This is a genomic window from Microbacterium natoriense, assembly GCF_030816295.1.
Taxonomy (GTDB): Bacteria; Actinomycetota; Actinomycetes; order Actinomycetales; family Microbacteriaceae; genus Microbacterium; species Microbacterium natoriense_A.
In genome coordinates this window covers 969,417-995,477 of sequence record NZ_JAUSXV010000001.1, presented here as the reverse complement: position 1 = coordinate 995,477, position 26,061 = coordinate 969,417, and the positions used below count along the sequence as shown (strand labels likewise).

Below are 26,061 nucleotides of genomic sequence, written 5' to 3'. Positions count from 1 at the left end.
GCATCGGATTCCGTCAACTTTTAGGTTAGCCTTGCCTAATGCGTCGCCTTCTCGTCGTCTTCGTCGCCGTCGCTCTGGCGGCGGGCCTCACCTCTTGCAGCACCGCCGGTCCGGTGGCCGCGCCGCAGAACGTCCCCGAGGCCTGCGCGGCAGCATCCGTCCCTCTCCGCTCCCTCGATCTGGTGAGCGACGTGCGCGCTGTCACCGGGCAGTCGACGGCCTGCCTGCCGAGCAGTGCGATCGAGCCGGTCGATGACAGCACCGCGCCGACGCTGCCCGTGACCGTGACCGACGACGAGGGGCGCGAGGTCGAGGTCACCGATGTCGACCGCATCCTGCCGATCGACATCTCGGGCACCATCTCATCGACGGTGTTCGCTCTGGGCCTCGGCGACCAGGTCGTCGGACGCGATTCGTCCACCGACTTCGCAGGCACGGAAGAACTTCCCGTCGTCACCAAGACCGGCCACACCCTGAACGCCGAGGCGATCATCGAGCTGGCTCCGACCGTGGTCCTCACCGACACGACCATCGGGCCGAAAGAGGTCCGTCAGCAGCTGCGCGACGCGGGAATCGCCGTGGTCGTGATCTCCAGCGATCGTCGACTCGACACGACCGACCAGCTCGTCGCGCAGATCGCAGCAGCTCTCGGCGTCCCGAGCCGCGGACGCGCACTGATCGAGCGACTCGACGCTCGACTCGACCAGGCCCTCGCCGAGATCGCCGAGGTCGTCCCCTCCGACGAGCACGACCGGGCGCGCATGCTGTTCCTCTATGTGCGCGGCAGCGCGAACGTCTACTACATCTTCGGCGAGGACTCCGGGGCGGACTCCCTGATCGACGCCGTCGGAGGGGTCGACGTCGCCGGCGAGATCGGATGGGAGGGCATGAAGCCGATGACCGCCGAAGCCCTCGTCGCAGCGCAGCCGGACGTGCTCGTCATGATGACCGACGGCCTGGAGTCGGTCGGCGGTATCGACGGCCTCATCGATCGGATACCCGCCGTGGCCGAGACGCCGGCCGGCGCGAACCGCCGAGTGATCGACATGGCGGACACGGCCGTACTCAGCTTCGGCCCGCGCTCGGCCGACATCGTGCTCGCACTCGCCCGCGCTCTCTACGCCCCCGAGCCGTCGAAGTGACCGGCGAGGTCGTCACCTCGACCCCCGCGACGCACCGCGGGCTGCGGTTCGCGCTGGTCGCGGTCGGACTCGTGGTCGCGCTCGCGATCACCTGCGCGGCCTCGATCACGAACGGCCAGTACCAGCTCTCACCCACAGGCCTCGTCGGCGTGCTCCTGCGCGGCATCGGGATCGACACCGCCTGGGCGCCGGATGTCGCCGCGGACTACGGCGTGATCTACAGCATCCGTCTGCCGCGGATCGTGCTCGGCCTGCTCGTCGGGGCGGCTCTCGCCGTGTCCGGCGTTCTCATGCAGGCGATATTCGGCAACCCCTTGGCGGATGCCGGCGTCGTCGGCGTCTCGTCCGGCGCAGCCCTCGGCGCCGCAGCCAGCATCACGCTCGGGCTCGCCGCGTTCGGCATGTGGACCACGCCGGTGTTCGCGTTCCTCGGCGGCCTCGCGGCGGTGCTCGCGGTGTACTTCATCAGCCGCTCGGGCGGCCGGACCGAAGTCGTCACGCTGCTGCTGACCGGCATCGCGATCAACGCGATAGCCGGAGCGGGCATGGCGTTCCTCACGTTCCTCGGCACCACCTCGACCCGCGAGCAGATCGTGTTCTGGCAACTGGGTTCGCTGAACGGAGCGCTGTGGTCGCATGCCGCCCTGGTCGCACCGCTCGTCGCGGTCGGTGTGCTCGTCGCGCTCCTCGTCGCGCGGAGACTCGACCTCTTCGCTCTGGGCGAGCGCACGGCCCGACATCTCGGACTCGACGTGGAGGCGCTCCGGATCGTCGTGATCGTGACCGTCGCGGTGCTCGTGTGCGCCGCCGTGTCGTTCGCCGGCATCATCGGCTTCGCCGGTCTCGTCGTCCCCCATCTCATGCGCATGATCATCGGCCCGGCCCACCTTCCGCTCGTGATCGCGTCGGCGCTCGGCGGGGCTCTGCTGATCTCGCTCGCCGACCTGTTCGCCCGCACCGCGGTGCCGCTGGCCGACCTGCCCATCGGCATGATCACAGCCCTGGTCGGGGGCCCTTTCTTCCTCTGGCTCCTCGTCAGGACGCGGCGGCGCTCGGGGGGATGGGCGTGAGCGTGCGCCTGTCGGGTCGAGGCGTGACCGTGCGCGTCGGCGAAAGCCGCGAGATCCTCGCCGGGGTGTCGATCGAGGTCCGCGCGGGCGAAGTCCACGCGCTCGTCGGCCCGAACGGCGCCGGCAAGTCGACGCTGTTCGGGGTTCTGGCGGGCGATGTCTCCCCCGCCGAGGGAGTCGTGGAACTCGACGGCGCTCCCATCGGCGGCATCCGCCCCCGGGAGCTCGCGCGACGGAGAGCCGTACTGCTGCAGGAGAACACCGTGACCTTCCCGTTCACGGCCGCGCAGGTCGTGCGCATGGGACGCGCGCCGTGGGCGCACACCGCCGCGGGCGATGATGACGACGACGACGAGATCGTGTTCTCCGCGATGACGGCGACAGAGGTGCTGCCGCTGGCCGATCGCGCGGTGACGTCGCTGTCCGGCGGGGAGCGGGCGCGGGTGGCGCTCGCCCGCGTGCTCGCACAGCGCACCGGCATCCTGCTGCTCGACGAACCGAGCGCCGCCCTCGATCTCAAGCATCACGAAGACGTCATGCGCCTCATCCGCACACAGGCCGGCGCCGGCACCGCGGTGGCGATCGTGCTGCACGATCTGAATGCCGCGCTCGCTCACGCCGACCGGGTGACGCTCCTCGCCGATGGCCGAGTCGCCGCGACCGGAGCACCGGCCGAAGTGCTCACCGCCGCAAGGATCGAAGAGGTCTACGGGCAGGCGGTCGATTTGTTCCCACACCCGGGCACGGGGGTGCCGCTCGTGGTCGCCCGGCGCTGAAGCGGTGCGTCCGCGCGCACGGAGGCGCAGGCGTCAGGGGCGCAGCGGCAGGACTCCCGAGAGATCGGCGCGGGTCCCGGAGGCGTGGACCCGGCCGGATGCCGCGGCATCCGCCCAATCCTCGACCCCGGTCGCGACCGCGATCCAGGTCGCCGCGTCCATCTCGACCACGTTCGGCGGGGTGCCGCGGGTGTGGCGCGGCCCCTGGATGACCTGCACCGCTCCGAACGGCGGCACGCGCACCTCGACGGTGCCTCCCGGCGCCTTCTCATCGAGCAGCTGCAGCAGGTACCGCACGGCGGTGGCCAGTGACGTGCGCTGCGGTTTCTCGCCCGCGGCATCCGCGGCGCGCACCGCGTCGAGAGCCGTGCGCCCGTCGATGATGTCGATCTTCTTCGGAGGCATGATCCCAGCGTACGCACCCGCCCGATCCGGCCGCAGCGGGCATAGGCTCGAGCCGATGACTTCGAAAGAGACCCTGCACGGCGCCCGCGCCGAGCTGATCGCCGCAGCCCGGCGCAGTTCCGGGTGGGCCGCGCCCTTCCCGCCGGTCGTCGGCAGCGCGCACGAGGCGTCGGTCCTCGTGCTGTTCGGCAAGCTCGACAGCATCCCCGCGCGCACCGACGAGCTCACCGTCGCGGGCGATCTCGACGTGCTCCTGCAGCGCAGGGCGGCCACGCTCTCCTCGCATCCTGGCCAGGTGTCGTTCCCCGGCGGACGACGGGAGGAGCAGGACTCGGATGCCGTCGCCACCGCGCTGCGCGAGGCTCAGGAGGAGACCGGGCTCGACCCGGCCGGAGTCGAGGTGCTCGCGACCCTGTCCGAGTTGCCCCTGGCCGCCAGCAACCACCGGGTGACGCCCGTGCTCGGCTGGTGGCGGTCGCCCTCGCGCGTCGTCGCGGTCGATCACGCCGAGACCGTCGAGGTGTTCCGTGTTCCCGTCGCGCAGCTGCTCGATCCGAGCATCCGCTTCACCTCGACCATCAGTCGCATGGGACGCACGTGGAAGGGCCCCGCGTTCGATGTCGACGGCACGATCGTGTGGGGCTTCACGGCGATGGTGCTCGACGGCATCTTCGACGCGGCCGGCTGGACGCGGTCGTGGGACCGGTCTGTCGAGCGCCCCGTCACGGTCTGACTACTCTCCGACACGAAAATAGGTCAACCGCGCCAAAAGAGGAGAGATCCTCCGCATCCTTCCTCCATTCGTGCGGTTGACCTGTTTCGGGCAGGGGGCCGCGAAGCGAGGCAGCCGAAACCTCGCCCGGCGACCTCGGTAGTCTGGACGAGTGAAGATCCTGGTCCTCGGTTCCGGTGCCCGCGAGCACGCCATCATCCTCGCCCTCCGGGCCGAGCAGACGGCGCACGAGATCTTCGTCGCTCCCGGCAACGCCGGCATCGCGCAGGATGCCACGCCCGTCTCGGTCGACCCGCTCGACGGCGCGGCGGTGACCGCCTTCGCCAATGAGCACGCGATCGATCTCGTGGTCGTAGGTCCCGAGGCGCCGCTGGTCGCCGGGGTCGCCGATGTGCTCCGCGCGCACGGCATCCCGGTCTTCGGTCCGGGCAGAGCGGCGGCGCAGCTCGAAGGGTCGAAGTCGTTCGCGAAGCGGATCATGGATGCCGCGGGCGTGCCGACCGGACGCGCGGTCCGCGCGGCCCGCATCGCCGACGTCGAGAAGGCTTTCGATGAGCTCGGCGCTCCCTACGTGGTCAAGGCCGACGGTCTGGCCGCGGGCAAGGGCGTGATCGTCACCTCAGACCGCGCCGAGGCCCTCGCCCACGCAGAGCACTATCTGCCTGCCGGCCCCGTGCTGATCGAGGAGTTCCTCTCCGGCCCCGAGGTCTCGCTGTTCTTCCTCAGCGACGGCGACACCGTGCGCGCCCTGAGCCCCGCGCAGGACTTCAAGCGCGCACTGAACGGCGACGAGGGCCCCAACACGGGCGGGATGGGCGCGTACTCTCCGCTGCCCTGGCTCGACGAGCAGTTCGGCAGCGAGAAGGCCTTCGTCGAGGAGGTCACGCGCGACGTCGCGCTCCCCGTCATCCGCCAGCTGGATGCCGAGGGCACGCCGTTCATCGGCCTGCTCTACGCGGGCCTCATCCTCACCCCCGCCGGTGTGCGGGTGATCGAGTTCAACGCCCGCTTCGGCGACCCCGAGACGCAGATCGTGCTGCCGCGCCTGGTGACCCCGCTGTCGGAGCTGCTGTTCGCCGCGGCATCCGGCACCCTCGAGGACCAGCCGGAGCCCGTCTTCAGCGACGAGGTCGCGATCACCGTGGTGCTCGCGAGCGAGGGATACCCCGAGGCTCCGCAGACCGGTCGCCCGATCCAGGGCCTCGCCGACGCCGCTGCTGTCGAGGGCGTGCGTCTCGTGCACGCGGCGACGGCCTCACCCGACGCTCCCGGCGGCTCGCTCATCGCGACGGGAGGCCGCGTCTTGAACGTCGTGGCCGTGGCATCCGACTTCCGCACCGCCCGCGACCGCGCGTACGAGGCGATCGCGCAGATCTCCCTCGACGGATCCCACTACCGCACCGACATCGCCGCCCGCGTCGCGGAGTAGCGGCCCGCCTCGCGGCGCGCGTCGAGATCACGCGAAGTCGTCGAGTGCACGGCCCCTCGACGCGAACTTCCCGTGCGCTCGGCGAGTGCACGGGAAGTCGACGCGGGATGCGCAGAGAAGCGGATGCCGCGCTCAGAGCACCTTGGAGAGGAAGTCCTTCAGGCGCTCGTTCTTCGGAGCTCCGAACAGCTCGGCAGGCGGCGCCTCCTCGACGACCACGCCGCCGTCCATGAACACGGTGCGGCCGGAGACCTCGCGGGCGAAGCCCATCTCGTGCGTCACGAGCACCATCGTCATCCCGCCGGACGCGAGATCGCGGATCACCTGCAGCACCTCGCCCACCATCTCGGGGTCGAGGGCGCTGGTGGCCTCGTCGAAGAGCATGATCTCGGGGTCCATCGCGAGCGCACGGGCGATCGCCACACGCTGCTTCTGGCCACCGGAGAGGGATGCGGGCCTGGCATCCGCCTTCTCCGCCAGGCCGACGCGGTCGAGCAGCGAGATCGCGCGCTCGCGAGCCTCGGCTTTCGACATCCGTCCGAGCTCGATCGGGGCGAGCGTGATGTTCTCCAGCACGGTCATGTGCGGGAACAGGTTGAAGTGCTGGAACACCATGCCGATGCGCTGACGCACCTCGTCGAGCTTGACGCTCTTGTCCGTGAGGTCCACGCCGTCGACGATCACGTGACCCGCCGTGGGCTCTTCGAGCTTGTTGAGGCAGCGCAGCAGCGTGGACTTTCCCGAACCGGAGGGCCCGATCACGGCCACGACCTCGCCGTCGCTCACCTCGAGATCGATGCCCTTGAGCACCTCGTTGTCTCCGAAGGCCTTGTGCAGGTCCTTCACGACGATCTTGCTCATGCGTTGAACTTCCTCTCCAGACGGTTGGCGAGCAGCGTCAGCAGCGTGATCACGACGAAGTAGATCACGGCGACGATCGTCAGCACCTGGGCCGACAGGTAGGTCGAGGCGATGATCTGCCGCGACTGGAAGGTCAGCTCGGCTAGTCCGATCACGCTGATCAGCGAGGTGTCCTTCAGGGTGATGATGCCCTGGTTCACGAACGACGGGATCATGATGCGGAACGCCTGCGGGAGAACGACCTTCTGCATGGTCTTCCAGTGGCCGAGACCGAGCGAGCGCGACGCCTCGTTCTGACCGGGGTCGACCGCCTGGATGCCGCCGCGGATGATCTCGGTCATGTAGGCGCCGGTGTTGAGCGACAGCGTGATCGCGCCGGCGACGAAGGGGTTGAACGTGAGCCCGGGGAACAGCTGCGGGATGGCGAAGAACACGAAGAACGCCTGCACCAGGATCGGCGTGCCGCGGAACACGTAGACGTAGGCGGTGGCGAGCCAGCGGAACAGGAAGAAGCCCGAGATCCGGCCGAACCCGAACACGATGCCGAGCACGAATGCGGCGACGAGGGCGACGAGCGTCGCGAGGATCGTCAGCCACAGGCCGTTCATGAGAGCCGGCCAGTACTTCACCGCGACCGAGATGATGTCGGTGGGCTGATCGGATGCCTCGCCGCTCAGGTAGGTGTCGACGATCTTGTCGTAGTCGCCCGAGGCCTTCAGGTTCGCGAGGCCCTCGTTGAACATCTCGACGAGCTCGGGGTTCTGGCCCTTGTTGACTGCGAAGCCGTACTCTCCGCCGAGCTCGGGGTCGCCCACGAGGCGGAAGCCCGAACCCTGCTGAATGCCGTACGCCAGCACCGGGAAGTCCTCGAAGTAGCCGACGGCCTGGCCGGCTTTGACGGCATCCACCATGTCGGTCGTGTCCTGATAGGGGGTGACCTTGAAGCCGTACTTCTCCTGGTTCTCCTCGGCGAAGGTCTGTCCCTGCGTACCCGTCTTGACCGCGACGGTCTTGCCGTCGAGGTCGTCCAGCGACTGGATGTCGCTCGCATCGAGCACGCCGAGCTGGATGCCGCTGGTGAAGTACGGATCGCTGAAGTCGAAGGTCTTCTTGCGCTCGTCGGTGATCGACATCCCCGCCATGACGGCGTCGACTTGGTTGGACTGCAACGCCTGCACGGCCGCGTCGAATCCGAGCTGGCGGATCTCGACCTCGAAGCCCTGGTCTTCGGCGATCGCGTGGAGCAGGTCCATGTCGATGCCGACCAGCTCGCCGTCGGAGTTCGTGAACTCGAACGGGGCGAAGGTCGTGTCGGTGCCGATGATGTACTTCTCATCGGCGGCGGTCGCGGTCGACGAGACGCCGAGAATCGCGCCTGCAGCGAGGAAGGCGGTGATGGTCGCGGCGCCGGCGACACGGCCCAGTCTGCGCAGATGCGCGATCGCGGAAGAGGGGTTTCGGATCACGACGGATGCTCCTCGGGGTCGGATCAGACGACCGTTTGACCGTCGACCACCCACCTTATCCGCCGCTCGTCCGCTCACCCGCAGGACGAGCGGACGTCGGAACGCGAAGATGCCGGGCGACGGATGCCGTTACAACGTGACCCAGTACCGGCGCAGCAGGGCGTGGCCGCGCTCCGACTGGTCGCTGACGTCCTGCAGCACACCACCCGCTCGCTCGATCGTGCGCGCCGAAGCGATGTTGTCGTCGTCGCAGGTGATGAACACACGGTCGAGTCCGATCTCGCGTGCACGGTCGAGCGCGAGCGCGAGGGCCGCCGACGCGTATCCGCGGCGACGACGCGACGCGCGCACGGCGTAGCCGATGTGGCCGCCTGCCTCGCGCAGCCAGTCGTTGAGCGTGTGCCGGAACGACAGGAAGCCCACGACCTCTCGGCCGTCCACGATCCAGTACAGGTCGTTGTGCACGCGGTCTTCGGGCGGCGCCACGGACGTGTCGGCGAGCCGGGCCGCGTTCTCGATGAGCTCGTCGAGGGTGACCCGACCGGGGATGACCGGCGCCTGCAGACCAGAACCGTCGATGTGCCCGCCACCGAACTCGGCCACAGCAGCGGCCCAGCTGTCATAGAGGTCGGCGGTGGGACGGATGAGCGCGATCGTCATCACCCGAGCACATCACACGACCTCTTGTCCTGCCAAAACGACCGCCGAGCGCACGGCCTGTCGCCGAGTGCACGGGCGAATTGCGGCGACGAGCCGTGCGGTCGACAGCATCCCGTGCACTCGGCGACAGGCGGCCGCGCGGCCGCCCGGCCGGCGGGTTCAGCCCTTCGGCGCGTCGGCCGGATCGTACCGACCGAGGAACAGCGAGGCCACGAGTGCGACGGCCATGACGCACGCCGGCAGCACGATCGCCTGCGCCATGCCCGCGGAGAACCCGTCGGCGACCTGCGGGGGCAGCGCGCCGCCCGTGCCGATGCCGGCAGGGGCGTCCGACGGGCCGGGCAGGTTCGCCTCGAGACGCGCCTGCATGAACGCGGCGATCGACGCCGAGCCGATGACCGAGCCGATCGTGCGGGTGGTGTTTGTAGATGCCCGCGCCGGCGCCGGCCTGACGCGGCGGCAGCTTGCGGGTCGCGGTGGTGGCGAGCGGACCCCACATGCCGGCGTTCCCTACGCCCATCAGGGCCGACGGCAGCAGGAACATCCAGATCGGCGTGTCCATGTTGATCAGAGCCGAGTACCAGACCAGCGCTCCCGCCACGCTGAGCAGGCCGGGGACCAGGATGATCCGCGGATCGATGCGGTCGAGCAGCTTTCCCGCGAACGGAGCGAGCGCGCCGGAGAGCACCGCCATCGGGATCATGAGCAAGGCGGCTTCGGTCGGGGTGAGACCGCGCGCGATCTGCAGGAAGAACATCAGCGGCAGCGACATGCTCGTCACAGTGAAGCCGACGGCGGCGATCGCGACGTTGGCGCCCGAGAAGTTGCGGTCGCGGAACAGGCCGAGCGGCACGAGGGCCTCACTGCGCGTGCGCGCCTGCTGCACGATGAACAGCGCGAGCACGACGAGACCCGCGATAATGAGGCCCCACACCGAGATCGGGCCCCAGATGACGCCCCAATCGAACTTCTCGCCCTCCTGCAGTCCGAAGACGAGAAGGAACAGGGCGACAGCGCTGAGCACGACGCCGAGCACGTCGAAACGATGCGGGTGCGTCGCGAGCTTCGGCACGTAGATCCACGCCAGGACGAATCCGATGACGCCGACCGGAAGGTTGACGAAGAAGATCCACTGCCAGCCGAGCCCGTCGACGAGCAGCCCGCCGACGAGGGGACCGACGAGAGTCGCCATGCCGGCGGTCGCGCCCCACAGCCCCATCGCGGCCCCGCGCCGCTCGGCGGGGAACGTGCGGGTGATGACGGCCATCGTCTGCGGAGTCATGAAGGCTGCGCCGAGACCCTGCACCGCACGAGCGACGATCAAGCCTTCGAGCGTCGTCGACAGACCACACCACAGCGAGGCGAGAGTGAAGACCGCAAGCCCGATCAGGTAGATGTTCTTCGGGCCGAACCGGTCGCCGAGACGTCCGGTGATGAGCAGCGGTACGGCATACGCGAGCAGGTAGGCGCTCGTGACCCACACGACGTTGTCGAGGTTGTTCGTCGACGGGTCGAGGGCGGCCTTGATGGCTGGATTCGCGACCGAGACGATCGTGGTGTCGACGAGGATCATGAAGAAGCCGATGACCAGCGCCCAGAGGGCGGGCCAGGGGCTGCGAGGCTTGTGCCCGACGGAGTATGTGCCGGTCGACGGTCCCGAAGGGGCGCGCGTCGGCTCCGCGGCGGAAGAGGATTCGGTCATTGCTGGGCGGCCTTTCGCTGAGCGAGATAGCGGTCGGTGTTCTCGAACGCGCGCGGACCCCAGGGGAAGGCGGCGGCTTCGAGGCGGGTGAGGAGCGAGTCAAGCCAGCGCAGCTCGGCCTCGAGCAGCACCTCCTGGCGCTCGAACTCGACGAGGACCTGTTCCGGCACCTTCTTCGTGCGCGCTCCTGCGAGTCCGTCGCGATGGGACGCGTGCGCGTCAACGAGGGCGTTGCGACGGAGGCGAAGGCTTTCGATCACGTCGTCGCGTTCGAGGTTGTGCGCCTCTGCGAGCGCGATGCGGAAGTCGGACGGATGGTCGATGCGGGACAGTTCGCGCCGCAGCCAGCCGACGAGGGCATCGACCCCTGCGTCGGTCAGCGTGTAGGTGGTGCGCTCGGGACGGTTGCCCTCGCGGTCGACGCCGACCTCGTCGAGCAGTCCGGCCCGCTGGAGTCGCGCGACAGTGTGATAGAGCGTCCCGTTCGTGATCGTCAGCAGCCGATCGTCGCGTCGTGCGCGCATGAGCCGCACCATCTCATAGGGGTGCATGTCGCCCTCGCGCAGCAACGCGAGCACCATCACCCCCATCGGGGTGAGCTGATCGACGGCGTCCTTCATCGGCAGTCCATTCCGGTTAGTCCAGATGGACTATATCACCGGGCGGCGGCGCATCTCCGGGTATGGTCGGATGCACGACGGCGGATCCGGGGGGACGACGATGACGAACGACGTGAACAGCGACGGACGCCGCCACACGATGCGCGCCGGCGCACTCTCCGTCGCGGTCGCTCTCATGCTCGCGCTCACCGGATGCGGACCGGTCGACGCGGGCACAAGCGCGGCTGAAGCCTTCGAACGCGATTTCGCCGACGTCGACGGGGTCGCTTCGGTCGACGCGGGCGGACACAACAACCTGCCCTTCTCAGGAAGCGTGGACGCGCATGTGACCGCCGACCCGGATCTCTCCGACGTGCAGGTCGACCGACTGGCCGCGACCTTCTCCGAGTACATGCGCACGCACTCCGCCAACGTCTCGTGGAACGCGTCGGTCACGATCGGCGGCATGACAGTGGGTGTCGGCGAGGATGACGACTTCGGCGTGCTGAACATCGAGGTCGCCCGCGAGCTCATCGCCACGCCGCATGTCCAGCTCGTCGAGGTCGGCCTGATCTACAGCGACGAGAAGGTTCTGGTCGCTGTCGACAGCCCGGACGCACTGGCCGACGGCTACGGTGCGGCCGCCGCAGCAGTGCAGAGACTGGGCATCACCGACGGCCGCTCCAATGCTCACGCCATCAGCACTCCCGCCGGTTTCGAGATCGACGACGAGTCCTGGGACGGCGAGGCGACACGGATCACGCCCGCGCTCACTCTCTTCCAGCTGCTCCTCGAGCGCTTCGCGTTGATCGGCGCCGAGGTCACCCCTGCTGAACTCTCCGTGCGGACAGCCGGCGAAGACGATGTCCCGGCCGTTGAGGCGTTCCTCGCCGGAATTCCGCTCCCGGCCGATCTCGTGGTCGACGTCCAGGGCGGAGCGACCACGATCGATGGAGCCACGCAGGCGGCGCGCGCCGTCGCAGAGGCCATCGCCGATCTCGGGGTGTCCGCCGAGATCCAGGCCTCGGAGAACTACGTCAACGTCACCGTCCCCACGGCCGCAGACGCCGACACCGTGCTGGCCGCGGTCGGCGACCTCCCCGAGTTCGCTGACGTGAGCGGGTTCGGCATCCGCACCGAGACGCAGAACTTCAGAGTCTTCGATCGCCCCGCCGACTTCGCGGATTCGCTCGCGATCGCCCGGGCCGCACTCGCGCTGCCCGGCGTCGACAAGATCGAGATCAGTCGACCCGATGCAGACGACCAGGAACCGACGGCACGGTTCGAGTTCGCCGACTCCGATGAAGCCACCATCTCCGCCTTCGCGACCACGATGAAGCCGCTGCTTCTCGAACGCGGCTGGCACACCTGGATCAACGCCGCCGGATCGGTGGAGTGGTTCACCGCGGCGGACCCGCTCGTCCTCGACGACAGAGTCAGCGGGAAGCGCGACGCCGAGGAGCAGGAGTTCGCCGACATGCTGGTACGACTGTGGGACGCGGCCGCGGGATAATGATCCCGTGAGCGAAGCACTGAGCATCCCCGGCTGGCGGCACGTCTACTCCGGCAAGGTCCGCGACCTGTACGCCTCCGAGGACGCGGAGGACACGCGCATCCTCGTGGTGGCGTCCGATCGGGTGAGCGCGTTCGACGTCGTGCTCTCCCCCGGCATCCCCGACAAAGGAGCCCTGCTGACGCGACTGAGCCGATGGTGGTTCGCTCAGCTCTCCGACGTGCCGAACCACCTCGCGGAAGGTGAGCTGCCGGCATCCGTCGCCGATCGCGCCATGCTCGCACAGTCCCTCGAGATGCTTCCGATCGAGTGCGTCGTGCGCGGCTACATCACCGGCTCCGGCTGGATCGAGTACCAGGAGAGCGGAACCGTCTGCGGCATCCCGCTGCCCGCCGGCCTGAACAACGGCGATCGCCTTCCCGAGCCGCTGTTCACCCCTGCGTACAAGGCGCCGATGGGCGAGCACGACGAGAACATCACGTTCGAGAAGACCGCCGAGCTGGTCGGCGCCGAGCGCGCCGCCGAATTGCGCGACGCCTCTCTGGCCCTCTACGCACGCGCCGCCGAGGTCGCCGAGGCGAACGGGTTGATCCTCGCGGACACCAAGTTCGAGTTCGGGACGGATGCCGAGGGCGTGCTGCGACTGGCTGACGAGGTGCTCACGAGCGACTCCTCGCGCTACTGGGATGCCGCGGCCTGGGAGACCGGGACCACCCCGAGCCAGCGGATGGCGAGCTTCGACAAGCAGATCGTGCGCGACTGGCTCGCGGCGAACTGGGACAAGCAGGGCGAACCGCCCGCCCTCCCGAAGGACATCGTGGAGCGCACCTCCGCCCGCTACCGCGAGCTGATCGAGCGACTCGGAGCCTGAGCCGACGGCCTGCGCTCTCCGAGTGACGCACGGCGGAGGCAGAAGAGCACCCAGGCAACACTCAGGAATCGGTAGTGTGGCGGAAGCACTCCCCCACCCCCGATCCTGAGGAGCCCGCATGCCCCTGTGGAAGATCCACGGAGACGGCCGCACCGTCGAACCCGGCGCCGTCGTGCGCCCCGAAGAACGTCTGAGCTGGCCGGCGACCATCGCGATCGGCGCGCAGCACGTCGTCGCCATGTTCGGTGCGACGTTCCTCGTTCCGATCATCACCGGATTCCCCGTGACGACGACGCTGCTCTTCTCGGGCGTCGGCACGCTGCTGTTCCTGCTGCTGACCCGCAACCGCCTGCCCAGCTACCTGGGCTCGTCGTTCGCCTTCCTCGCGCCGATCACGGCGCTCAACGGCGGCAACACCCTGGAGACTCCCGAGCAGATCACGCAGGCTCTCGTCGGCGTCGCCGCGGTGGGCGTGCTGCTCGCCGCGATCGGCTTCCTCGTGCAGGCGGTCGGCACGGGCTGGATCGACCGCCTGATGCCGCCGGTCGTCGCGGGCTCCATCGTCGCGCTGATCGGCTTCAACCTCGCACCCGCCGCGTGGAACAACTTCAAGCTGCAGCCCCAGCTCGCGACGGTCACCCTGATCGCCGTCATCCTGTTCAGCGTGCTGTTCCGCGGCTTCCTCGGCCGCATCTCGATCTTCCTCGGCGTGATCGTCGGCTACATCGTGGCAGCGCTCACAGGACAGCTGGCGTTCGACGGCATCGAAGACGTCGCGTGGATCGGCCTGCCGCAGTTCCACCTCGCGGCCGTGACCGACCCTGCGGCGTGGAAGCTCGTGCCGATGTTCCTGCCCGTCGTACTCGTGCTGATCGCCGAGAACGTGGGGCACGTGCGCGGCGTCGCCACCATGACCAACGACCCGGCGATCAACAAGAGCACCGGTCGCGCGCTCGTCGCCGACGGCGTCGCGACGACGATCGCCGGCGCCTTCGGCGGTTCGGGCACCACGACGTACGGCGAGAACATCGGCGTCATGGCGGCGACCCGCGTGTACTCGACCGCGGCCTACTGGGTGGCCGGAATCGTGGCGATCCTCCTCGCCTTCTCGCCCAAGGTCGGCTTCGTGTTCAACACGATCCCCGCCGGCGTCCTCGGCGGGGTCACGACCGCGCTCTACGGCCTCATCGGCGTGATCGGCATCAAGATCTGGGTCGACAACCGCGTCGACTTCTCGCGCCCGGTGAACCAGTACACGGTCGCGGTGTCGTTCGTGATCGCGATCGCCGGCTTCGCGATGGGCTGGGGCGACTTCCAGCTCGGAGCGATCGTGGTGGGAACGGTCGCCGCGCTGCTGATCTACCACCTGGGCAACGCCATCGCGCGCTGGCGCAAGACCGGTGCAGACGACGGCGGCCCCATCCCCGCGGTCGGACCGCTGGGCGGCGACCCCGCCTGAGTCACGACGGAGATCCCGGATGCCGCAGCCGCAGCATCCGGGATCTCGGCGTCTGCGGACCCCTGGCCTTCTTCCCCTTCTCTCTCTTCATGTGGCACCCCGCGCCGCTTTCACGCGCGCGAACCTTCCCCGGGTGCCACACGAAGCCGCAAGGAGAAGAGAGGGACTAGGGCTGGGCACACACGACGGTGCCCGACGCCCGTGGGCGCGGCTCGCCCTCGCGCGCCGGCAGGGGCAGCGGCAGCGGATGCTGCGGCTCAGGCAGTCCGTACAGCCGATGCACCCAGAGCCGGGCGTCTTCGATCGGATAGGTGTCCCCGAACACGGCGAACTTCACGAACACGCCCTCGAGGACGCTGCGGAGCATGACCTCCTCGAGCGCCGGGTCGGCAGCGCCCCGCGCGCGGAACAGGTCGCGGACCGCGTCCTCCGCGGCGGTCACGCCCGCGGCGTGCCTCTGCTCGGACTCGGCGAACAGGCGATGCGTCGCGGGTTGCTGCTGCATGGCGAGCACGGCGCGCTGCAGCGGCACGGCGAAGGCGGTGGCCATGAGCGCGCCGTCGATCACTGCGGCGAGAGCCTCGTCGGGTGCGCCGTCGACGCGCGCGAACGAGAGCACCGTCTCGAACCAGCGGTCGATCACGGCGGAGACGAGCTGATCCTTGCCGCCGAAGTGGTAGTTCACCAGGCCCTGAGCGACGCCGGCCCGGCTCGTGATCTCTGCGATGCTGGCGCCGGCCACACCGCGCTCGCTGAACAGGACGATCGCCGCCTGAAGGATGTTCTCGCGTGCCTTCTCCCGCGCGTGACGGTTCTGCTCATCGGAGCGTGCCATGCGGCATCCTCCTCTGCGATGCGGACGACGGTCTTCTCGGAACGGGCTTCGTCCGTATAGATTACTCACTGAACATCCATTCAAGCTAAGAGGATCCGCCGGGTCCCCCAGTTCCAGGAGCCCTCATGCGCCCCGCCGCTCGCGTCGACTTCAACAACGTCTTCTCCATCATCGAGTGGCTCCTCTCGCAATGGTGGGTGTGGGTCATCGTGGGCGTCGTGGTGGTGTTCTTCCTCGTCGTCTGGATCATGCCCGCGGCGAAGGTGAAGGCCGATGAGAGGCACTCGACCGCCGACACCGAGGCGAACGAGATCGCTCTCGGCTTCCTCCAGATCGTGAACCTGCCGTCGGGACACTGGAACGACCCGACTGCGTCGCTCCTCGGCGACCGTCAGAAGAAGGTCCTCATCGACCAGTGGGGCGTTCACACGCGCCAGGACTGGCTCGACAACATCGAGCGCCTGCTCACCGTGCGCCGCCGCCGCGAGATGTGGTCGCTCTACCTCGCCGTCCGCGCGCAGCTCGCGGAGCAGCTCGGCCGCGTTCCCAAAGCCAAGGAATGGCTGAACGCGATCGTCGCCGAGGGCGGCGACAAGCGCGACGCCCGCACGTTCGTCACCTCGATCGAGTACACCGAGGGCCTGATCCGCAAGCGGGTCGGCAAGGACATCGTGACGCCCGACCTCTTCGTGAAGACTCTCGACGGATACGCGCTCGGACAGGCCGTCGGCATGACGACCTGGGGCGTCGCGCTCGGCCACGGCGACGTGGCCGAGGCCCGCCAGATCATCCACCGCATCAACGTCGAGGGCCGCCCCGCCTTCTCGTCGTGGGCGGACTTCGGCCTCAGCTACGTCACGGGCCGCGTGATGCACTGGAGCGACGGCAACGTCGATGAGAAGTCGTTCGAGAAGTTCGGCGACGGATGCGTCGACTTCCAGGCCGCGGCCACCGCGAAGCGCAACGGCCCGTGGGCGACGCTGTCATGGAGCCTGTGAAGGTAGATCTCGAGCCGCTGCGGCATGCAGCGGGCTTCGGCGACATCCTCGCGTACGAGCGGATCTGCCGAACTCCGCCGCACCGACGCTTCCTCGTCATCCTCATCGCCGTCCTGCTGTTCGCCGCCGCCATGCTGGCGGGTCTGTGGTTCCTCGGGCGCAGCGACATCCTGGCCGTGGCGCCGATCCTCGGGGTGTTCGTGGTCGGTTACACGGTGCTCGCCGCCGTGAGCTTCGTCTGGTACGCGGTGGGTCTCGCGCGCCGGGTGAAGGTGGCCGCGTTCGCCTGGCGGAACGGCTGGGCCTACGCCGACCTTCTCGAGAACACACGGCGGCCCGGTGCGCCGTTCGCCCGCGTGGCCCGTGGGCAGGAGCGCGCAGTCGTCGCCTGCGACGACGAGCGGATGCCGTTCGAGCTGGGCGTTCATCGCTCGGTCGCGCGCGGACAGGAGGGTGCCACGATCCAGCGTCCGTTCGCGTTCATCGAGCTGCCGCTGCCCTCGTCCGTGCCGCACATCGTGCTGGCGAATCGTCGTCGCAGCATCATCCCGACGCTCGGCCTCGGACGCGGCGCGGCCCGCATGGAACTCGAAGGCGAGTTCGCGACCGTGTTCCGGCTGATCGTGCCAGAGGGCTACCAGCAGGATGCGCTGTACATCTTCACGCCCGACCTCATGGCGCGCGTGCTCGATCTCGGATCGGGTGCCGAGATCGAGCTCGTCTCCGACCGCCTGTACGTATATCTCCCCGGAGGAACGCGCTTCGACCGGCCGGCGACGATGGCGGCAGCGGTCGTGCTCGCCGAGGAGTTCCACCGCCGCTTCTCGGTGCGGACCGAGCTGTACCGCGACGACAGCGCAGGCGCTCTCGCTGCGCGTGCGGGCGTCGCAGTGGGCCTGCGCGGACAGCGCCTCGGCGGCAGCGGCGTCTCGATCATGGCTATCGCCGCGACAGCAGGAGTGCTGCTGCTCTCGGCCGGCGTCACCGCGCTCTCGCTGTTCGGCGGCGAGATCCTCAGCGGTTTCGGCGGCTCATAGACTCACGGGTGCGGACCTTCCTGGAGGGGCGTCAGGTCCGTGCCCGTGTTCCTCGAAGACCCGATCGCGAGCGGTTACCAGGAGAGTTCTTCGCGGCCCTCGGATGCCGAGCGCCCGGCCGCGCCCGCAGCGCCGATGTCGGGCTCGGTCTCGTCATCGGGTTCGAGCTCGATCGCCATCAGATCCTGCCCGCGACGACGGTTGCGCTTGTCGCCGCGTCCACCGGCTCCGCCTCCGGCCATACCGCCGCCCGCCATGGCTCCGCCACGACCGCCGTTCGCCGCCCCGGGCTGGGCGACGACACCGGAAGCTCCGGCGCCCGATGCCGATCCGACTCCGCCAGCACCGCCGACCATGCCTCCGCCACCGGCGAGCAGGCCGCCCCCGCCGCCGAGGCGGTTGGCCAGCCCCGCGGCGCCAGACGCTCCGCCGAGCACGCCGCTCAGGCCGCCGCCGACCGATCCTGTGGTTCCGCCACCGGTGCCGCCACCGGGAACGCCGACCGTACCGCCAGTGCCGCCGCCGGGAACCACGCCATCGGTGCCGCCGTCGACGCGCGGGTCGTCGGTGCCGTCGGTGTCGGGGAACCAGGGGTCCTTCACGTAAGGCGGGTCGACATAGGGCGGGTCGACGTGAGGCGGATAGTGGACGAGCGGCGGACCCACGATCGTGCCACCGCCGCCACCGCCACCGCCACCGGTGCCGCCCGTACCACCCGATCCTGAGCCGCCGCCTGTGACGCCGCCGCCGGAGCCGCCGCCGTTCACCCCGGGGTCGTCGACCCCCGGGTTGCCGCCCGTGCCGTCGTCCCCCGAGGGGTCGGGCGTGGGCTCGGGCTCGTCGTAGTCCGATACCGGGATCGTGTCCATGATGTCCTGCAGCGTCGCGTCGAGGGCGGCCGTCACCTTCGCGGCCGCCTCCTCCTGCGCTGCCGCCGCCTGATCGAGGTAGTACTGCTTCGCCTCGGCCGAGGTCATCGTCACACCGGGTGACACCTGCACCGGGCTGTTCGTCTGCGCGGCCATGTCGATCGTGTTCTGCTGCTGCGACGACAGCCCGGAGTCCGGAAGATCGCCCGTGCCGTCTGCCGCCGCCTGCAGCGCCTGATTCGCGGCCTCGATCGCCTTGCTCAACGCCGCCTGATGCGCCGCGAACTTGTCGATCTGCTTGTGCAGCTCGGTCAGCGCGGATGCCGCCTCATCGCCGTAGTCACCCTCGAAACCCTCGGTACGAGCCGCCTTCAGCGCGCTCGCCGAGGCCTCATCCGCGGAAGCCGCCGCCACAGTGCGCTGCGTCGACTGTGCTGCACGGTTGACAGTGTTGGCGAAGTTGCCCCGGTTGACCTTCAGACGGTCAAGACGTTCCTTGTTCTGCCCCATGATCGTCCCCTTCAGACTGCGGTCGCGCCGTCGGTTGTCACTTTGTCGGCGCCGTCGAGCATGGCGATGTAACGCTGCTGGGTCTCTTCGTCGAACTGCGTCGTCGAGTCGATCGCGAGGCGCAGGATCTCCCGTGCGCGATCCAATTGGGACTCCAGTGCCTGCCTCCACGCCAACGTCGCGTTGTAGCGGGCCGTCAGCATCGAGGCCAGCTCCACCGACTTGCCGTCCGCGGTCCAGACCGACGTGGTCTGCCCCTCGGCGACAGCTTGCAACGTGGTCTTGGACGCAGCCAACGACTTGTACGCGTCCACCACCAGCTTCACCTGACGCTCGGCCATGTCCCGATCCATCCGGAACATCCGCTTCGCCACCGATCCATCCGGTACCGGCATGATGATCATCGCGTTCCCCCTCCGACAAACCTACGCACCGCGATCCTACCCATCGCAGTAGCACAGCTCACATGGGTAGCACTCCCCATGTGGGCCGTACGTACACCGAGCAACCGCTCGCCGTCAGACATCAGTTCGAGGCGGCATCAGCTTCCTCACGGTCATGCGTCGCTCGTTCGGCCGACGCATGAACCGCTTCGAGTCAGCCCCCTGCACCCTCGCCATTCGGGTCACAGGTCAGTGTTGCGTCTGTGATCACCTGCTCAGCGGCGTCGCGCTCGGACTCGAGTGGATCCTGGGCGGATGTGATCAGGCGAAGAGTCTCGTCGGACAACTCGGAGTCGTATAGGAACTGCCCCACACACGGATAGAAGTCAGGCATGTCGTCGTAGCTCGTGTTTCCCGCGGAACGCAACGTGGCCGCGAATCGCTCGCCGAGCTCTTCCGCTGTGAACTGCCGCTCCTCGCTCGTTCCCGTCGTAGGCGACTCGGTGGAGGTCGTGGATGGCGTGTCTGTGGGGATGGTCGGATCGACCGGACCGGCGAGGTTCGCGAGCAGCGAGACCACGAGCACGACCGTGCCGATGGCTCCGCCGACGACCGCGACGATCATCCCGACGATCGACGGCCACTTCACCGCGCCCTTGCGGAACAACCCGACCAACGACACCACGAACCCGGCCAGCAGCACGACCACCCCGACGCCGAACACCGCAGGAACGCACGCCAGCACCGTACCCAGCACCGCCAGGCCCAGACCCACGAACCCCAGAACCGGCGACACAGAACCGCTCGCAGCAGGCGCAGACGTCACCGGAGCCGCCGACGCAGGGGCACCGCCCTGAGCGGGAGCGAAGTCATCCGTCCACCGCTCCCCATCCCACCACCGCTGCCGACCCGAACCATCGTCATACCACCCAGCCTGCATAACCACACCCTCCTCATCGACACAGCTCACACCGCGCGAACACCAGCCTACGGTGACAGTCCCACGCGACCGCTGCTGCCCGAGCGCCCGAGGAGAGGCACCCTGCTCACCCTCGACGTCTGGCGAGGGTGAGCAAAGACCTTCGTCCAGGCGAGCCCTCGCGAGTTTCTCACCTGAGTACAGAAATCCTCCGGCGCGCCGTTGCATCTCTTGACCGGCGCGAATCGCCGCGGTTACCGTGAGCGGGCTTCGGCTCGATCGGTGGAGCAAAGACGCCCACCTCGCCGGCCCGTGGCCCGCTCGCCGACCAGGCGGGCGGAATCGCTCAGATCGAAAAGGATCATTGCATGCGACTCATCAGAACCCTCGCGTTCGCCGCCACCGCGGCCGCGGCGCTCAGCATCGGCGCGGTCATCCCCGCATCCGCTGCGACCTCGGTGGACGACGGCTCCGCTCCCTCCTTCCAGGAGTTCGCGGCGTCGACCTACCGGGACGTCGACGGAAGCTACATCGTCAACGGTGACGAGGTGATCTCGAACCGGAGCGACCTGCGCGCCTTCTACGACGTGCTCATCGGCCCCGAGACGCGCAACGACGGACTCATCGTCAACACGGTCAGCGGCATCGACGACAAGTGGTCCGACGCGCAGGTGAGCAACCTCACCTACTGCGTCAGCACGAAGTTCGGCGCTCGTCACGCCGACGTCGTGAACGCGATGGCCAGCGGCGCCGCGCTGTGGGAGGCCGCGTCGTCGAAGATCGACTTCCAGTACGTCAGCAGCGCTGACGGCAACTGCACGACCCGCAACAAGTCGGTCCTGTTCTCGGTCGAGCCCGTACAGACCTCTCAGTACATCGCCCGGGCGTTCTTCCCGAGCACACCGGATCGCCAGCAGAACGTGCTGATCGACGACTCGATCTGGAGCTCGGGCTCCTGGACGCCGACGAACATCCTGGGCCACGAGCTCGGTCACGTCCTCGGATTCCGTCACGAGCACACCCGCCCCGAGTCGGGCACCTGCTTCGAAGACACCAACTGGCGCCCCCTGACGCCCTACGACTCCTCGTCGATCATGCACTACCCGCAGTGCAACGGCTCGTCCGACGACCTGTCGATGACGAGCACCGACGTCGCGGGTGTCGTCTCCCTCTACGGCAACTGACGTTCCCCAGAAGGCAGCAGGCCCGGTCGACCACGACCGGGCCTGCTGTCCGTGCGGCCGGCCAGTCCCGTCTGCAGGGTCGGATTCCGTCCGCAGGGGCAGATCGGCATTCTCGGCATGCAGACGGGATCTCGGCCGACGGACGGCACGGCGCCCCGGGGTCCGCTCAGGCCGAGGCGCGCACGACGAGCTCGGTCGGCAGGATCGTGGTCCGCTCGGGGCTCTTCCCCGCGAGCCGCGAGAGCAGCACCCCGGCCATCGCCTCACCCTGCGCGTACATGGGCTGGCGGATGGTCGTCAGCGGAGGTTCGGTCGTGAGGGCGACGGCGGAATCGTCGAAGCCGACGATCGCGACGTCCTCCGGAACGCGGATGCCGGCGGTGCGCAACGCCATGATCGCGCCGCGCGCCATCAGGTCGCTCGCGACGAAGATCGCGTCGGGTCGCCCGGCGGCGAGGATGCGGCGCACCGCCTCAGCGCCGGAGGCCTCGGAGTAGTCGCCCGCCTCCTCGGCGAACGGGGTGAGTCCAGCATCGGCCAGCTCGTCTCGATACCCCTGCACGCGATCGTTCGAGGCGACCATCGTCAGCGGGCCCGAGATGGTCGCGATGCGCGTGCGTCCGATGCCGATCAGCCGGCGGGTGGCGACGCGGGCAGCAGCGACGTTGTCGACGTCGACGACGTAGTCCCCGTCGCGTCGCCGCACGGGGCGGCCGCCGTACACGACCGGCACGGCATCCGCGATCCTCTCGATGAAGGCGTCGCTGGTGTGGTGCGACACGATCAGCGCGCCGTCGACGCCGCCGTTGCGCATGAACCCCGAGACCTTGTCGCCGGGGTCGTCGCTCGCGATGAGCAGGTTGAGCAGGTAGTCGGATGCCCCGAGCGCGCCCGTGATGCCCGCGACGATCGCCGCGAAGAAGGGGTCGCCGAAGAACCGCGTCGTGTCCTCGGGCACGACCAGCGCGATCGCGTGCGTCTGCCTCGACGCGAGCGAACGCGCCGCACGGTTGGGCACGTAGTTCATCTCGGCGATCGTCTTCTGCACGGCGGCGAGCGCCGCAGGACTCACGGCCGTCGAGCCGTTCACGACACGGGACACGGTCGACCGCGACACCCCGGCGGCTGCTGCCACCTCTTCGATGGTCGGCCTGCTCATCGGGTCTCCCGTCGTCTTTCGAATCGCGTGAATGACTGCATCCAGGCTCAGGATACGGTCATCCGCGCGATTCGAAAGACACCGGGATGCTCAGAGGGCGCGTGCTGCGATGATGCGGGCGTACTCTCGGCCCGAATCCTTCACCGTGCGCTCCTGGGTGTCGTAGTCGACCCGGACGATGCCGAAGCGCTTGTCGTAGCCCCAGGCCCATTCGTAGTTGTCGAACAGTGACCAGTAGAAGTATCCGCGCACGTCGACGCCCGCCTCTGCGGCGTCGAGCACCGCGCCGAGATGCAGCCGGAGGAACTCGGCACGATCGGCGTCGTGCACCCGCCCGTCGACCGACACGACATCGTCGTAGGCGGCGCCGTTCTCGGTCATGTACAGCACGGTGCCCGCCGGCTGCGCGTACTCGTCCCACACCCGGTGCAGCAGGCGGGTGAGCCCCTCGGGCTGCACCTCCCAGTTCTGCGCGGTGCGGGGCAGACCCCGCTCGACCGCGTGGATTCCGGCATCCGAAGGGTAGGGGCTGCGCCCTGGTCGGGTCGTCGCCGGTCCGCCGGAGGGCGGCGACGACGCGGGAGCCTCCCCCGCCACGAGATCGCCGTGGTAGTAGTTCACGCCCTGTGTGTCGATGGGCTGCGCGATCGTGGCGAGGTCGCCGTCGTGCACGGCCTCTTCGAAGCGGCGCACCGCCGCGGCATCCACCGCCCTGACGTCCTCGACGATGTCGGCCGGATACTCGGCCCGGTAGATCGGGTCGAGGAACCAGCGGTTGAACTGCCCGTCGACCCGGCGGGCAGCATCGACGTCGGCCGGGTTCTGCGGGTCGGCCGGGTCGGCCACCGTGTGATTCAGCGTGATGCCGAGGTTCAGTGACGAGTCGCGCGAACGCAGCTCACGCACCGTCGCGCCGTGCGCGAGCAGCAGGTGATGCGATGCGAGCAGTCCTTCGGCGACGCTCGTGTGCCCGGGAGCGTGCTCGCCGCCCGTATAAGAGAGGAAGGATGCGCACCAGGGCTCGTTCAACGTCGTCCACACGTTCACCCGGTCGCCGAGGGCATCGTGCATGGTGCCCGCGTACTCGAGGAAGCGCTCGACCGTGTCGCGGTTGGTCCAGCCGCCGACCTCCTGCAGAGCCTGCGGCATGTCCCAGTGGTACAGGGTCAGCCAGGGCAGGATGCCGGCGCCGAGCAGCTCGTCGACCAGCCGCTTGTAGAAGTCGACGCCCTGCTTGTTCACGGCCCCGCCATCGGGGCGCACCCGCGACCACGAGGTCGAGAAGCGGTAGGTCTGGAGACCCAGCTCCTTCATCAGCGCCACGTCCTGCGGGTACCGGTGATAGTGGTCGCACGCCACGTCGCCGTTGTCGCCGCCGATCACGGCGCCCGGCACACGGGAGAACGCGTCCCAGATGGATGCCGTGCGCCCGTCTTCGAAGGCCGCACCTTCGATCTGGTACGCCGCGGTCGCGGCGCCGAACAGGAAGTCCTTCGGGAAGGGGCGGGTCATAGGGGTCATCCTTTCACCGCACCGGCCATGATTCCACTGACGAGCTGCTTGCCGGCGACGACGAACAGCACGAGCAGCGGAAGCGTGGCGAGCACGGCTCCTGCGAGCACGATCGAGTAGTCCACGTAGAAGCCCGATTGCAGCTGGCTGAGCGCGGTCTGCAGTGTGGGGTTCTGCGGGGAGAGCACGATGAGCGGCCACAGGTAGTCGGTCCAGGCCGTCATGAACGTGAACAGGCCGAGGATCGCCATCGCCGGGCGCGCTGCGGGGACGCCGACGGTGAGGAAAGTGCGGAACTGGTTCGCACCGTCCATTCGCGCCGCCTCGATGAGCTCGTCGGGGATCACGTCGACAAGGTACTGACGCATGAAGAAAACGCCGAACGCCGTGACCAGGGTCGGAACGATCACCGCTCCGATCGAGCCTGTCCAGCCGAGCTGACGCATCAGCATAAACAGCGGGATGATGCCGAGCTGGGTCGGGATCGCCATGGTCACGATCACGAACACCATGAGCCCGTCGCGCCCTTTGAAACGCAGCTTCGCGAACGCGTAGCCGGCGAGGGTCGAGAAGGTCACGACCGAGATCGTGATGATGGCGGAGATGAGGACCGAGTTGCCGAGCGCCTTCCAGAACGGGATCGCATCGAGCACCTTGACCGCGTTCGCGAAGAAGTTGCCGCCCGGGATCAGGGGCAGCGTCTCGCCCCGGGTCGAGTTCGTTCCGCTCGCGACCACGAACGACCACCACAGCGGATACGCGCTGCCGATCAGGAAGGCCGCGAGCAGGCCGTAGGTGAGGAAGCCGGGGCGACTGCCGATGCCCGCCGTGCCGCTCTGGCGGTTGCGGCGGATGCGCTCGGGGACGCTGAGGGCCTGGGTGGCGGTCATCGGACGCGCTCCTTCCGGCGACGTTTCGGAGCATCTCCTGTGGAGATGCTCCGCGAGATGAGGAAGTTGACGAGTCCGATGCCCACGATGAGCACGAACAGGAGGATCGCGACGGCCGAGGCCTCGCCGAGGTTGCGGCGGAAGAACGCGAGCTCCCACAGGAACAGCACGGTCGTCTGGAACTGGCGTTCGCTGCCGCCGATCCCGCCGGCCGTCGACACGTCGAACAGCCGCGGCTCGGCGAAGATCTGCAGACCGCCGATCGTCGCCGTGATGATCACGAAGATGAGGGTGGGACGGATGCTGGGGATCGTGATCGAGAAGAACCGGCGCGCAGCTCCCGCCCCGTCGATCGCCGCCGACTCGTACAGGTCGCGCGGAACCGCCTGCATCGCGGCGAGCAGGATGAGGGCGTTGTAGCCGGTCCAGCGGAAGTTCACCATCGTCGCGATCGCGAAGTGCGACAGGAAGGTGTTGTGCTTCCACTCCTGGTCGACGATGCCGATGAGGTTCAGCAGGTTGTTCGCGAGGCCGTCGGCCTCGTTGAAGATGCTGGAGAAGATGATCGCCGTGGCCACCGGCGTCACCACGAATGGGATCAGCACGCTCATGCGCCAGAACGAGGGGGCGCGCAGCCCCTGGTCGAGCAGGTAGGCGATCACCAGGGCGACGGCCAGCTGCGGAATCGCCGACAGCAGAAAGATGCTCAGCGTGTTGCCGATGGAGTTCCAGAACATGCCGTCGCCGAGGATCTCGGTGAAGTTCGCGAAGCCGACGAAGCCTCCTTCGCCCTTCAGCAGATCCCAGTCGTGCAGCGCCACCCACACCGTGTACAGCAGCGGGAACAGCCCGATCAGCCCGAACAGCAGGAAGAAGGGTGAGATGTAGAGGTAGGGCGACCCCTTCTGATCGACGCGCGAGAGGCGATGCCGCCAGGACGGCTTCGGGGCGGCATCCGTGCTCCTGCTCTTCGGCAGAGCGGATGCCGTCGCCTGCTGCTCTTCGGTGAGAGTCATGTTCTGTCCTTCGTGTGCGGCGTTTCGTCTCGTCGCTGCGCTCCTCGCTCAACGGCCAGGCAC

General features: G+C 68.6%; 24 protein-coding genes and 1 pseudogene. 11 read left to right on the top strand and 14 right to left on the bottom strand.

Features of this window, described 5'->3' with window-relative positions:
- Positions 1–38 precede the first annotated feature (38 nt).
- Genes QFZ53_RS04730 through QFZ53_RS04720 form a run of 3 tightly spaced genes read left to right on the top strand, consistent with a single transcriptional unit; the run spans position 39 to position 2,988 of the window.
- Positions 39–1,142, top strand: coding sequence for a heme/hemin ABC transporter substrate-binding protein (locus QFZ53_RS04730; RefSeq protein ID WP_307294090.1), 1,104 nt, complete (start codon positions 39–41; stop codon positions 1,140–1,142).
- A complete protein-coding gene (locus QFZ53_RS04725; RefSeq protein ID WP_307294088.1) occupies positions 1,139–2,212 on the top strand; it encodes a FecCD family ABC transporter permease in 1,074 nt (357 codons plus the stop codon). The genes QFZ53_RS04730 and QFZ53_RS04725 overlap by 4 nt, the downstream gene beginning before the upstream one ends.
- The gene (locus QFZ53_RS04720) at positions 2,203–2,988 is read left to right on the top strand and encodes a heme ABC transporter ATP-binding protein (protein WP_373426233.1); all 786 of its coding nucleotides are present in this window, start codon (positions 2,203–2,205) and stop codon (positions 2,986–2,988) included. Before QFZ53_RS04725 ends, QFZ53_RS04720 begins: the two co-directional genes overlap by 10 nt.
- Before the next feature lie 33 nt (positions 2,989–3,021).
- On the opposite strand, the gene QFZ53_RS04715 is transcribed toward QFZ53_RS04720, so the two are convergent.
- A complete protein-coding gene (locus tag QFZ53_RS04715; RefSeq protein ID WP_307294084.1) occupies positions 3,022–3,393 on the bottom strand; it encodes a sterol carrier family protein in 372 nt (123 codons plus the stop codon).
- 55 nt (positions 3,394–3,448) lie between these two features.
- Here QFZ53_RS04715 and QFZ53_RS04710 point away from each other — a divergent pair, with 55 nt between their 5' ends.
- Both QFZ53_RS04710 and purD read left to right on the top strand, forming a co-directional pair.
- The gene (locus QFZ53_RS04710) at positions 3,449–4,126 is read left to right on the top strand and encodes an NUDIX hydrolase (RefSeq protein ID WP_307294082.1); all 678 of its coding nucleotides are present in this window, start codon (positions 3,449–3,451) and stop codon (positions 4,124–4,126) included.
- A gap of 151 nt (positions 4,127–4,277) precedes the next feature.
- A complete protein-coding gene (purD, locus tag QFZ53_RS04705) occupies positions 4,278–5,555 on the top strand; it encodes a phosphoribosylamine--glycine ligase (protein ID WP_307294080.1) in 1,278 nt (425 codons plus the stop codon).
- Positions 5,556–5,687: 132 nt separating this feature from the next.
- Here purD and QFZ53_RS04700 read toward each other — a convergent pair whose 3' ends face one another.
- The 5 genes and pseudogenes from QFZ53_RS04700 to QFZ53_RS04680 all read right to left on the bottom strand — a co-directional run bounded on the left by QFZ53_RS04700 (position 5,688) and on the right by QFZ53_RS04680 (position 10,864).
- Entirely contained in the window at positions 5,688–6,416 is a 729-nt protein-coding gene (locus QFZ53_RS04700) for an amino acid ABC transporter ATP-binding protein (protein ID WP_307294079.1), read from the bottom strand.
- Complete coding sequence (locus tag QFZ53_RS04695) at positions 6,413–7,882, bottom strand: amino acid ABC transporter substrate-binding protein/permease (protein ID WP_307294078.1); 1,470 nt, start codon at positions 7,880–7,882, stop codon at positions 6,413–6,415. The genes QFZ53_RS04700 and QFZ53_RS04695 overlap by 4 nt, the downstream gene beginning before the upstream one ends.
- A 129-nt stretch (positions 7,883–8,011) precedes the next feature.
- Entirely contained in the window at positions 8,012–8,542 is a 531-nt protein-coding gene (locus tag QFZ53_RS04690; protein ID WP_307294077.1) for a GNAT family N-acetyltransferase, read from the bottom strand.
- Between the two features lie 159 nt (positions 8,543–8,701).
- Positions 8,702–10,244 (bottom strand): annotated as a pseudogene (locus QFZ53_RS04685) (DHA2 family efflux MFS transporter permease subunit).
- Complete coding sequence (locus QFZ53_RS04680) at positions 10,241–10,864, bottom strand: PadR family transcriptional regulator (RefSeq protein ID WP_307294075.1); 624 nt, start codon at positions 10,862–10,864, stop codon at positions 10,241–10,243. Before QFZ53_RS04680 ends, QFZ53_RS04685 begins: the two are co-directional and overlap by 4 nt.
- Positions 10,865–10,964: 100 nt before the next feature.
- On the opposite strand from QFZ53_RS04680, the gene QFZ53_RS04675 reads away from it, so the two are divergent.
- The 3 genes from QFZ53_RS04675 to QFZ53_RS04665 all read left to right on the top strand — a co-directional run bounded on the left by QFZ53_RS04675 (position 10,965) and on the right by QFZ53_RS04665 (position 14,686).
- Positions 10,965–12,356: a hypothetical protein gene (locus tag QFZ53_RS04675; RefSeq protein ID WP_307294073.1), complete on the top strand. Its 1,392-nt coding sequence runs from the start codon at positions 10,965–10,967 to the stop codon at positions 12,354–12,356.
- Positions 12,357–12,363: 7 nt separating this feature from the next.
- A complete protein-coding gene (locus QFZ53_RS04670; protein ID WP_292907448.1) occupies positions 12,364–13,227 on the top strand; it encodes a phosphoribosylaminoimidazolesuccinocarboxamide synthase in 864 nt (287 codons plus the stop codon).
- Positions 13,228–13,345: 118 nt separating this feature from the next.
- On the top strand, positions 13,346–14,686 hold the full coding sequence (locus QFZ53_RS04665; protein WP_307294071.1) for a uracil-xanthine permease family protein: 1,341 nt from the start codon (positions 13,346–13,348) through the stop codon (positions 14,684–14,686).
- 166 nt (positions 14,687–14,852) lie between these two features.
- On the opposite strand, the gene QFZ53_RS04660 is transcribed toward QFZ53_RS04665, so the two are convergent.
- Positions 14,853–15,521: a TetR/AcrR family transcriptional regulator gene (locus QFZ53_RS04660; RefSeq protein ID WP_307294069.1), complete on the bottom strand. Its 669-nt coding sequence runs from the start codon at positions 15,519–15,521 to the stop codon at positions 14,853–14,855.
- Positions 15,522–15,646: 125 nt separating this feature from the next.
- On the opposite strand from QFZ53_RS04660, the gene QFZ53_RS04655 reads away from it, so the two are divergent.
- Both QFZ53_RS04655 and QFZ53_RS04650 read left to right on the top strand, forming a co-directional pair.
- Positions 15,647–16,519 carry a DUF1266 domain-containing protein gene (locus QFZ53_RS04655; protein WP_307294068.1) on the top strand — a complete coding sequence of 291 codons (873 nt, stop codon included), beginning with the start codon at positions 15,647–15,649 and terminating at the stop codon, positions 16,517–16,519.
- Positions 16,507–17,556: a hypothetical protein gene (locus tag QFZ53_RS04650; protein ID WP_307294067.1), complete on the top strand. Its 1,050-nt coding sequence runs from the start codon at positions 16,507–16,509 to the stop codon at positions 17,554–17,556. Before QFZ53_RS04655 ends, QFZ53_RS04650 begins: the two co-directional genes overlap by 13 nt.
- A gap of 74 nt (positions 17,557–17,630) precedes the next feature.
- Here the strand turns inward: QFZ53_RS04650 and QFZ53_RS04645 are convergent, their stop codons facing one another.
- The 3 genes from QFZ53_RS04645 to QFZ53_RS04635 all read right to left on the bottom strand — a co-directional run bounded on the left by QFZ53_RS04645 (position 17,631) and on the right by QFZ53_RS04635 (position 20,258).
- Positions 17,631–18,935: a hypothetical protein gene (locus tag QFZ53_RS04645; protein WP_307294065.1), complete on the bottom strand. Its 1,305-nt coding sequence runs from the start codon at positions 18,933–18,935 to the stop codon at positions 17,631–17,633.
- Between the two features lie 11 nt (positions 18,936–18,946).
- Positions 18,947–19,339, bottom strand: coding sequence for a hypothetical protein (locus tag QFZ53_RS04640; RefSeq protein WP_307294064.1), 393 nt, complete (start codon positions 19,337–19,339; stop codon positions 18,947–18,949).
- A gap of 193 nt (positions 19,340–19,532) precedes the next feature.
- Positions 19,533–20,258: a DUF2510 domain-containing protein gene (locus tag QFZ53_RS04635; RefSeq protein WP_307294062.1), complete on the bottom strand. Its 726-nt coding sequence runs from the start codon at positions 20,256–20,258 to the stop codon at positions 19,533–19,535.
- A 347-nt stretch (positions 20,259–20,605) separates the two neighbouring features.
- Between QFZ53_RS04635 and QFZ53_RS04630 the strand changes: the two genes are divergently transcribed.
- Positions 20,606–21,421, top strand: coding sequence for a M57 family metalloprotease (locus QFZ53_RS04630; protein ID WP_292904279.1), 816 nt, complete (start codon positions 20,606–20,608; stop codon positions 21,419–21,421).
- A 166-nt stretch (positions 21,422–21,587) separates the two neighbouring features.
- On the opposite strand, the gene QFZ53_RS04625 is transcribed toward QFZ53_RS04630, so the two are convergent.
- The 4 genes from QFZ53_RS04625 to QFZ53_RS04610 all read right to left on the bottom strand — a co-directional run bounded on the left by QFZ53_RS04625 (position 21,588) and on the right by QFZ53_RS04610 (position 25,998).
- Positions 21,588–22,580, bottom strand: a complete 993-nt coding sequence (locus tag QFZ53_RS04625; RefSeq protein ID WP_307294060.1) for a LacI family DNA-binding transcriptional regulator — start codon at positions 22,578–22,580, stop codon at positions 21,588–21,590.
- A 90-nt stretch (positions 22,581–22,670) separates the two neighbouring features.
- Complete coding sequence (locus tag QFZ53_RS04620; RefSeq protein WP_307294058.1) at positions 22,671–24,092, bottom strand: glycoside hydrolase family 1 protein; 1,422 nt, start codon at positions 24,090–24,092, stop codon at positions 22,671–22,673.
- 5 nt (positions 24,093–24,097) lie between these two features.
- Positions 24,098–24,982, bottom strand: coding sequence for a carbohydrate ABC transporter permease (locus QFZ53_RS04615; protein WP_307294055.1), 885 nt, complete (start codon positions 24,980–24,982; stop codon positions 24,098–24,100).
- Complete coding sequence (locus QFZ53_RS04610) at positions 24,979–25,998, bottom strand: carbohydrate ABC transporter permease (RefSeq protein WP_307294052.1); 1,020 nt, start codon at positions 25,996–25,998, stop codon at positions 24,979–24,981. The genes QFZ53_RS04615 and QFZ53_RS04610 overlap by 4 nt, the downstream gene beginning before the upstream one ends.
- Positions 25,999–26,061 lie beyond the last annotated feature (63 nt).